The 8392-nt window shown below is 26.3% G+C and carries 6 protein-coding genes and 1 pseudogene; 5 read left to right on the top strand and 2 right to left on the bottom strand.

Annotation, left to right across the window (positions count from 1 at the left end):
* Positions 1-633 precede the first annotated feature (633 nt).
* Entirely contained in the window at positions 634-1596 is a 963-nt protein-coding gene (locus ACERKK_RS08550) for an integron integrase (RefSeq protein ID WP_373772663.1), read from the bottom strand.
* Between the two features lie 317 nt (positions 1597-1913).
* On the opposite strand from ACERKK_RS08550, the gene ACERKK_RS08555 reads away from it, so the two are divergent.
* The 4 genes and pseudogenes from ACERKK_RS08555 (at position 1914) to ACERKK_RS08570 (ending at position 5473) form a co-directional block, all read left to right on the top strand.
* Complete coding sequence (locus ACERKK_RS08555) at positions 1914-2441, top strand: hypothetical protein (RefSeq protein ID WP_373772664.1); 528 nt, start codon at positions 1914-1916, stop codon at positions 2439-2441.
* Positions 2442-2804: 363 nt separating this feature from the next.
* Positions 2805-4475 (top strand): AAA family ATPase, encoded by a 1671-nt coding sequence (locus ACERKK_RS08560; RefSeq protein ID WP_373772665.1) that lies wholly within the window; start codon positions 2805-2807, stop codon positions 4473-4475.
* A gap of 230 nt (positions 4476-4705) precedes the next feature.
* Positions 4706-4868: pseudogene (locus ACERKK_RS08565) on the top strand (IS3 family transposase); the annotation flags it as partial.
* Positions 4869-5194: 326 nt separating this feature from the next.
* Positions 5195-5473 carry a hypothetical protein gene (locus tag ACERKK_RS08570; RefSeq protein ID WP_373772666.1) on the top strand — a complete coding sequence of 93 codons (279 nt, stop codon included), beginning with the start codon at positions 5195-5197 and terminating at the stop codon, positions 5471-5473.
* 162 nt (positions 5474-5635) lie between these two features.
* On the opposite strand, the gene ACERKK_RS08575 is transcribed toward ACERKK_RS08570, so the two are convergent.
* A complete protein-coding gene (locus ACERKK_RS08575; protein WP_373772667.1) occupies positions 5636-6199 on the bottom strand; it encodes a recombinase family protein in 564 nt (187 codons plus the stop codon).
* A 259-nt stretch (positions 6200-6458) separates the two neighbouring features.
* Between ACERKK_RS08575 and ACERKK_RS08580 the strand changes: the two genes are divergently transcribed.
* Positions 6459-8111, top strand: a complete 1653-nt coding sequence (locus ACERKK_RS08580; protein WP_373772668.1) for a HipA domain-containing protein — start codon at positions 6459-6461, stop codon at positions 8109-8111.
* The last annotated feature ends 281 nt before the right edge of the window (positions 8112-8392 follow it).

The raw sequence follows: 8392 nt of genomic DNA on the forward strand, positions 1-8392 counted from the left end.
CTTTTAATACAGCAATTATTTTTATTCTTGTTGTATCTGCAAAAGCTTTAAAAAGTTCTGCAACATCATATAAAGTTTCATCACAAATTAAAATTTTCTTTACTTTTTCTACTTCTTTGGTATGGTCACAACACTGTATAGACATAGCTTTACCTTTATTAATAATATATGAACATATAATCATATGATGTTTATTATTAAAATTACTTTAATGATAAAACGAAAACAACATTAAAAGAAATTGGATATAGATTTAATATTAGTTAGAGGTATTCTAAGCTTTATTTTTTCAAAATTTATTTATGATTTTATGAATATTTAATCATTTGTTTTCCGACACCAAGTAATTTTGTCATATTTTAAATTTTAAAAAATATACGAAAATTAAGAAATATATTTTTTGTTTAATGTCGGAAATTATAAAATTAGTTTTCGTATGAATATTTTTATCTTCTAGAATTAAATTGTATTAATCTTAGTTACCGTTTACTTATATCCTTGTCAAAACCTCTTGCTTTTAGAGCAGTTTTTATTAAGGGAAAGCTTGTTCCAAATAGAGTTGAATTGGTGAACATACTCCAGAAGGTACAGGTTTTGAATCAGAATTTAACAATCAATATTTATTCATAAAATTTAAAAATCCAATGGTGATTTAATATCACCTTTATTTAATTCTTTTACTACATGTGTATATATCATCGTAGTTTCTATAGATTTATGTCCTAAAAGTTCTTGAATGCTTCGTATATCTGTACCATTCTGCAAAAGATGAGTTGCATAAGAGTGTCTAAAAATATGAGAGGTTACTCTTTTATCTATATTGGATTTTTCAACTGCATTTTTTATATTTCTACTTAAAGTCACATCTAAAATATGATGTCGTCTTTGTTCACCACTTCTTGGGTCTTTCGAGATTTTATTCATAGGAAAAACATATTGCCATTTGGTTTCAAATTTTGCTTTTGGAAATTTTCGTTCAAGTGCATAAGGTATATATACACTTCCATATCCATTTTCTAAATCTTTTTGGTGTATTTCTTTTACTTTCTCAACTTGAATTTTAAGTTCATCTTTTATTTTTAGTGGAAGTGGTAAAGTTCTATCTTTAAGTGACTTACTATCCCAAATATAGATTTTATCGTATCCGAAATCAATATCTTTTATACGTATATTTTGTGCTTCTTTCATTCTTAATCCACACCCATACATAAGTTTAACTATGAGTTGATAAATACCTGTCATTTTTAATATAATACTTCTTACTTCATTTATAGTTAAAACTACAGGAATATGCTTTCTTTCTTTTGCTCTTAGTGCTTGAATATTTTGGTCTTTTAAAGAGATATTTAAAACTTGTTCATATAAAAATAATATTGCATTAAAGGCTTGGTTCTGCGTTGTAGGAGATACGTTTAGTTTTGTGGCAAGATAAGTCAAAAACTGTTCTATTTCGATTTTTCCCATTTCTATAGGGTGCCTTTTCTTATGGTAAATAATATATCTTTTAGCCCAGCCGATATAGCTTTGTTCTGTTTTTATACTGTAGTGCTTAAATCGTATTTTGTCTCTCATAATATCTAGTAATTTTTTACCCATAATAGACTCCTGATATATTTATCATTATGTTAAACTATTACAGTTTTTAATCAATATCAGAACATTTTGATAAGATATTAAGGATATTAGTTAATAATCTAACAAAAATAATTATATCAAAGATAAAAAATAAGATAAAAAATATTACATATTGTAATATATTATTTTATATTTTATTGAATTAATCCTATTTATAGGACTTTGTCTAACTTGATATCATAACATTTAAAATGTATTACTATTAAGTAATTTTATGGGTAATTAGTATATAATGTATTACTAATAAATAGTTAGCATAAAAATACAGGAGAAATAATATGAATATTCCAAGTTCAAGAGACCCACATAAATCATCATCGATTAATCCATTTAAAAGTTCTTCTCTAAATCCTTATAAATCATCGTCAATAAATCCGAATAAATCATCTTCATTGAACCCTTTTAAAAGTTCATCAATTAACCCATACAAATCGTCATCCTTGAATCCAAATAAGTCATCTTCTTTAAATCCATTTAAGAGTTCTTCTCTAAATCCATTCAAGTCATCATCAATAAATCCAAATAAATCATCTTCATTAAACCCATATAAAACATCTAATATTAATGGACTTTATATATTCAACATAGATTTGATTCCAATAGGATATACAGTTTCCGTAAAAGAAACTATTAAATTAGTATTTAATATAAATAATGAATGGATAGGATATTTAATTTCAAATAAAAAAGATGGTTATAACTATTTTAATTTAGAAAATGAATGGATACAATACTGGATTTTAAATAAAAAAGAGATGTTTAATATCTTTAATTTAAATAATGAATGGATAGGATTAACAACATAAATGCTAACAAAACATTGGAGAGAAATAAATTACCCTGCGGGCAATTTATTTCTCAACTCAAACGTTAGAACTCCTATAAACTCTTGCTTTTGGAGCAGTTTTTATTAAGGGAAAGCTTATTCCAAATAGAGTTGAATTGGTGAACATACTCCAGAAGGTACAGGTTGTTGAACTTGTTTTTATGTCCCATAAACTGTATCCATATCATAAAAGAAAATTAAATTATTGTATTAAATATAGAGTATTTAAATTGCTTATTTCAAAAATTGATAATAATATATTATTACTGTATAGTTAGCCAAAATAAAGAGCATAGGATTAATATAAAATGATTATTAATATATTAAAAGAAGAAAATAAATAATGCAATCAGCAACACTAAATATTTTAAAACTTGGAAAAAATGTATTTCTTACAGGAAGTGCAGGAACTGGTAAAACTCATATATTAAAGGAGTATATTAGTTATCTAAGAGATAGTGGGATATTCCCTTCTATATTAGCTCCCACAGGTATTGCAGCGTCGCTATTAAATGGTAAAACTATTCATTCTTTTTTTGCTTTAGGAATAAGAGATTTTTTTAGTGATGATGATATATATAATATTGCTACTAATCCAAGATTGAAGAAAAGATTTAAAGAATTAAAAGTACTAATAATTGATGAAGTATCAATGATTAGTCCAACTATATTTTCTGTAATGGATAAAGTATTACAAATAGCTAAAAAAAATGATAAATCATTTGGAGGAATACAAATTATATTATCAGGAGATTTCTTTCAGCTACCTCCTATTAGTAGAACAAAAGATGAGAAAAGATTTGCATGGCAATCTCCTTCATGGAAAGAAGCAGATCTAAAAACCTGTTATTTAACAAAGAAATATAGGCAAAATCAAGAAAACTCAATTTCAAAAGTATTAGATAATATTAGAGAAGGTATTATATCACAAGAAGCAAAAGATATTTTAGATAGTAGAGTTGGAAAGAGTTTAGATATAGACTTCTCACCAACAAAACTTTATACACATAATATAGATGTGGATAGTGAAAATCAAAAAGAGTTAGATAAACTAGATGGTAAAATGCATACATATGAGTATTTTAAGAAAGGCTCAGAAACTAATGTTGAGCGTATGTTCAAAAATTCTTTAGTCCAAAAAACACTTTGTCTAAAAAAAGATACTGTTGTTATGTTTATAAAAAATGATACAGGTGGAAATTTTGTAAATGGAACAACAGGTAAGGTGGTTGGATTTGAAAAAAATACAGATAATCCAATAGTTGATATATCAGGTAAAGGATCTTTAATTGTAGATGCAGAAGAATTTACTTATGAAAATGAAGAGGGAGATGTTTTAGCAAGTATTATTCAATATCCATTAAAATTAGCATGGGCAATTACAATTCACAAATCACAAGGTATGACACTAAATGCTGCACAGATTGATTTATCAAAAACATTTGAAATAGGACAGGGATATGTTGCCCTTTCAAGAGTAAGAGATATAAATGGATTAAGTCTCAATGGATACAATGAAAATTCCTTACTAGTAGATGAACTGATACTTAAAATAGATGATAGAATAAAAGCAGCTTCAGATAAATCACTTGTAATGATAAATTCTTATAATCAAATTAAATTACATGACTCTCAAGAAAAATATCTTAAAAAAATCAAACCTAAAGAAATGAGTACTAGTAAAGAGAAAAAATCATCTACACATTTAATAACTAAAGAATTAGCAAGTAAGCATACAAAGCTAAAAGATTTAGCAAAAGAGAGAGGATTAACTGTTGATACAATCATAAATCATATAAAAAAATCTTCTACAGAAGATAAAGAATTTGATTTTAGTCATTTATGTCCTAAAGGTATAGATATTGAGTACGTTAAGAAAATTAAAGAAGATATATTAAAAGAAGGAAATCAAGATAATTTTGCAGCAAACGGAAGTATAAAGATGCTTGTTATTATGAATAAACTAGGAATCACAAATTATCCTAAAATGAAAGAAATATTATTATTTTGCTAGTAATAACAATACTAAGAAGCAAAGGTAAAATTAGTAGACCATGAAAAAAGTCTAATTTATAAATAATTGGAATGGTAACATAAATTCATACTTATAAATTAAAAAATATGTTCTGATATAGCTATCTGACTTGAGGCCGGACTCAAATAATTGGTCTCAGGGGTATTTCGATATTCTAAGTTATATTTTTAAAGCATTTCTTATTATAGGAGGGGTACCTCGTTAGTAGATGGGATAATTCTGTTGCAGAGAGTTTCTTTAAATCACTAAAACAAAAGTTAGTTTATAACACATATTTTTAAACTAAAAAAACAAGCTAAAAAAGAGATATTTGAATATATTGAATTTTATTATAATAGAACAAGAAGTCATAGTTATTTAGGAAATTTTTAAATTTGAAGTAAAACAAAAGATGTTACGAAACAAAATGGTGGATTAGGAATTAGCAAAAATGTGTATGAATTTTAGTTACCTCTGCAATAATGAATGTTTACTATGAACTCATAGCCATCATCTGTTTTGTACTGCTTTTGTAAATTTTCGTTGCACATCACTAGATACTGTTTCATTTCTAAAGTACTTGTTGACAGTAATAATACATTCAGCGAACTGTGAACACTATTCAAAGTATTCTCTATTTAAGTTATTTTTAATATTTAATACATAAAATCAAAGTTAGTAATAATAAAGCCATAAAATGGCCATTCAAAGGATTTATCATGAGTAAAAAAGAAGTAAATAAGAAAATGGTGACTTTTGAAGTTAGAAATGAAGTAATAGAAATGTCTATTGAGGAAATAATAAATGAATACAAAAAGTCAAAATATAATAGAGATGATGTGATTAATGATGAAAAAGTAAAACTATTCATAGTTTCAAATGATGGTCTCAATGCAACTATCAGTTCTGATGATTTAACTCAAGTGCTTCAATACTGTAGACTTGTTTTAGACAATGGGTATACTTATCTATGGAAGAAAGGTTTTCCTCTCAATTAAAACAAATAGATGGTATAACACAAAGTGCTCTGTCAACAAGAAACAGGGCACAAAATTTTGTATAGTCTCTTCTACAACCTCTTACTTTTTGAGCCGTTTTCATAAAATAAAGCATGTTCCAAAAAGAGTTGAATTTTTGAACAGATGAAGTAGTCAAATTGACTACTTCTTTTTAGATACATCTTTAATTGCTCTATAGATTGTATTACGAGCTACATGAAAAAGCTTAGATAACCATTCAACAGACTTTCCTTTTTCGTGCTGCTTGTATATAATATTTTTCTCTTTAGTACCTAGAATAGCTTTTCTACCAAACTGAACACCTTTTTTCTTTGCAGCTTCAATTCCTTCTCTAACACGCTCATTTATTAAATCACGTTCAAATTCTGCAATAGCACCTAACATTGTAAATAACAGTCTACCTGCTGGAGATGTTGTATCAATGTTTTGATGTAATACTTTGAGATTTACATCTTTATTTTGTAAAAACTTTGCAGTATTATGAAGATCTATTACAGACCTTGCTAATCTGTCAAGTTTTGTAATATAAAGAACATCACCTTCTCTTACATAATCCATCATAATCTTAAACTGTTCTCTATTTGATTCATTCTTTCCTGACCTTTTTTCTGAGAAGATCTTTTCGCATCCAGCACTCTTGAGTTGATCAATTTGATTCTCAAGATTTTGGCTTGAAGTTGAAACTCTTGCATAACCTACATTCATAATAAATCCTTTGTATTGAACTTACTATTTATATCTTATATATTGGAAGAATTGTAAAGTAATATGTATCTTCTTAAAAAGACAGTTATCGTTAAGCATATTTAAATTTATGTAAATAAATATTAATTTAAATTTAAAAATTATATTTTTCGCACAGTACCGCACAAAGAACAATTGATTTATCACCATTTTTATGATAATATTTAATAAAAACTTAAGTAGCTAGTATTTCGCATAGTACCGCACAGAAAGGAAGATTATGAAAATTGATGATTTATCAAGGAATCAAAGAAATATTATTGCCATACTTGAAAAAGTAAAAGAGGGAACAACTAGTGAAATTATAAAAGAACTTGGACTTCCTAGAAGAACATTCTTAGATAATATTAACTTCTTAATTAAACATGAACTGGTAAAAAAATCAGGTTTAGGAAAAGGTACTTTTTACTCTAGAGTCATTATTAATGAATATATAGCAAAACAGATCACAGTATTTAAAGAAGGTGTTAGATTTGGAATACTTCAATTTGGTGCAAATGGTTTTGAATTTGCATATGATAAAAAATATAAAGGAGAGAAGCCTATCGACCTTTTAGAAAATGTACAAAGCCCTGACTTATTCTCAGAGTTTGAAAATCTCATTCCTGAATATGCTAGAAGAGATAAATTAGTAAGGGAATATGACACAGAGTATTTATCTGAGTTACTTGTACATTTAAAAAATACCCATGGTGCATATGATTTTATAAATAGCTATGAAGAGAGTAAATATGTAACTGATTATTCAAATAGACCTTCTTGGTATAGTGTTAAAAATAAAATTCTAGGAAGAAATGATTATCCAAATGTTTTATATGGATTTAATCTTAATGTAGAAAAAGAAATATTAACAGCTAAAACAAAAGGTGAACACTCTCATTTAAGTGGTAATCAGAATAAAGTAGATATTAATATTGATTTTAAAAATAAAGAGATTGCAGAGGTTAAAAAAGATGAAGTTGCTTTATATCTATTAAAACCATATAGTGAAGATTTATCTAGTTATTTTGAGCAGTTTAAAAAAAGAGATAAAGGGTATTATCCTCATATTGCAATTAATGAACATCTATTTATGAGTTTTGCAAAAAATGAATTGGGTTTCAATATACCATATACTGCATTAATAGAAGGGGAAAAAGAGTTTCATTATATTACAAAAAGATATGACAGATATGAAAACTATAAATATCATCAAAAAGACTTTGCTCAATATCTTGGTATTAAAAGTACTCAAAAATATAAAACGACTAGTGAAATATTATTTACTAAGCTAAATGAGATTATATATAGTGAAGATGAAAAATTTGATGCATTGAGATTCTATTTTTACTCTAGTATTATTAAACATAGTGATCTTCATGCAAAAAATATTGGTGCGTTAAATATAGGAAGAAAAAAAAATATACTTGCTCCTCTTTATGATGTTATATCAGTTGGTGTTTATTATGGGAATAGTGATGCACTGGGATTATCTATCAATAATAGATACTTGCATAAAAAGGTTAAGTTTAGAGTTGAAGATTTTTATGGACTTGCAGATATTCTAGGAATCAATAAAGATAAATTCAAAATAGCTGCAAAAGAAATCCTAATTACTTTTATTGAGAAGTTTCCTACATATATAGAAAAATCTAAAGAACTCTTAAAATACTCTTCGCTTGAAATTAACAATACAAGAAATGGATATACTAACTTTATAATTAAATTAGCAAATTTCTATAATGAAAGAATTGTTGAATTTATGAAATTAGATATGTTAAGAGATTTGAATATAGAGAATTATAAAGAAAAATTACAAGAAGACAAACTATTAAAATATACTAAACTAGAGTTAAGACAGATTCATGAAAATTATAAAATGGACAAGGATTAAGTTCTTATTCTTATTTAAACAGTACGTAATTTAACGAGATCGTCCATAACTTTGTGCAAGTAACCGTTAGTTATTACAATTATATGATAGTGTATCTTTTTCTACATATTTAAGGAAAGTTGCAAAAGGTACAGGTTGTTGAACTTGTTTTTTAACTTAGATACTTTTAAATTCTATGTCTGAAATTAGGTTACCACTCCAAACTGATATAGCAACCCTAAACAGGACAAATAAATAATTATCTACGCAGCCATTTCGATTTGTAACATTTCCTCCTCAAA

It is taken from the genome of Poseidonibacter sp. (genome assembly GCF_041821165.1).
Taxonomy (GTDB): domain Bacteria; phylum Campylobacterota; class Campylobacteria; order Campylobacterales; family Arcobacteraceae; genus Poseidonibacter.

What these genes read in the sequence shown, in the direction of transcription:
- ACERKK_RS08570 (WP_373772666.1), top strand. Translation starts at nt 5,195, where the DNA reads ATGAGTAAAAAAGAAGTAAATAAGAAAATGGTGACTTTTGAAGTTAGA.
- ACERKK_RS08560 (WP_373772665.1), top strand. Translation starts at nt 2,805, where the DNA reads ATGCAATCAGCAACACTAAATATTTTAAAACTTGGAAAAAATGTATTT.
- ACERKK_RS08555 (WP_373772664.1), top strand. Translation starts at nt 1,914, where the DNA reads ATGAATATTCCAAGTTCAAGAGACCCACATAAATCATCATCGATTAAT.
- ACERKK_RS08550 (WP_373772663.1), bottom strand. Translation starts at nt 1,596, where the DNA reads ATGGGTAAAAAATTACTAGATATTATGAGAGACAAAATACGATTTAAG.
- ACERKK_RS08575 (WP_373772667.1), bottom strand. Translation starts at nt 6,199, where the DNA reads ATGAATGTAGGTTATGCAAGAGTTTCAACTTCAAGCCAAAATCTTGAG.
- ACERKK_RS08580 (WP_373772668.1), top strand. Translation starts at nt 6,459, where the DNA reads ATGAAAATTGATGATTTATCAAGGAATCAAAGAAATATTATTGCCATA.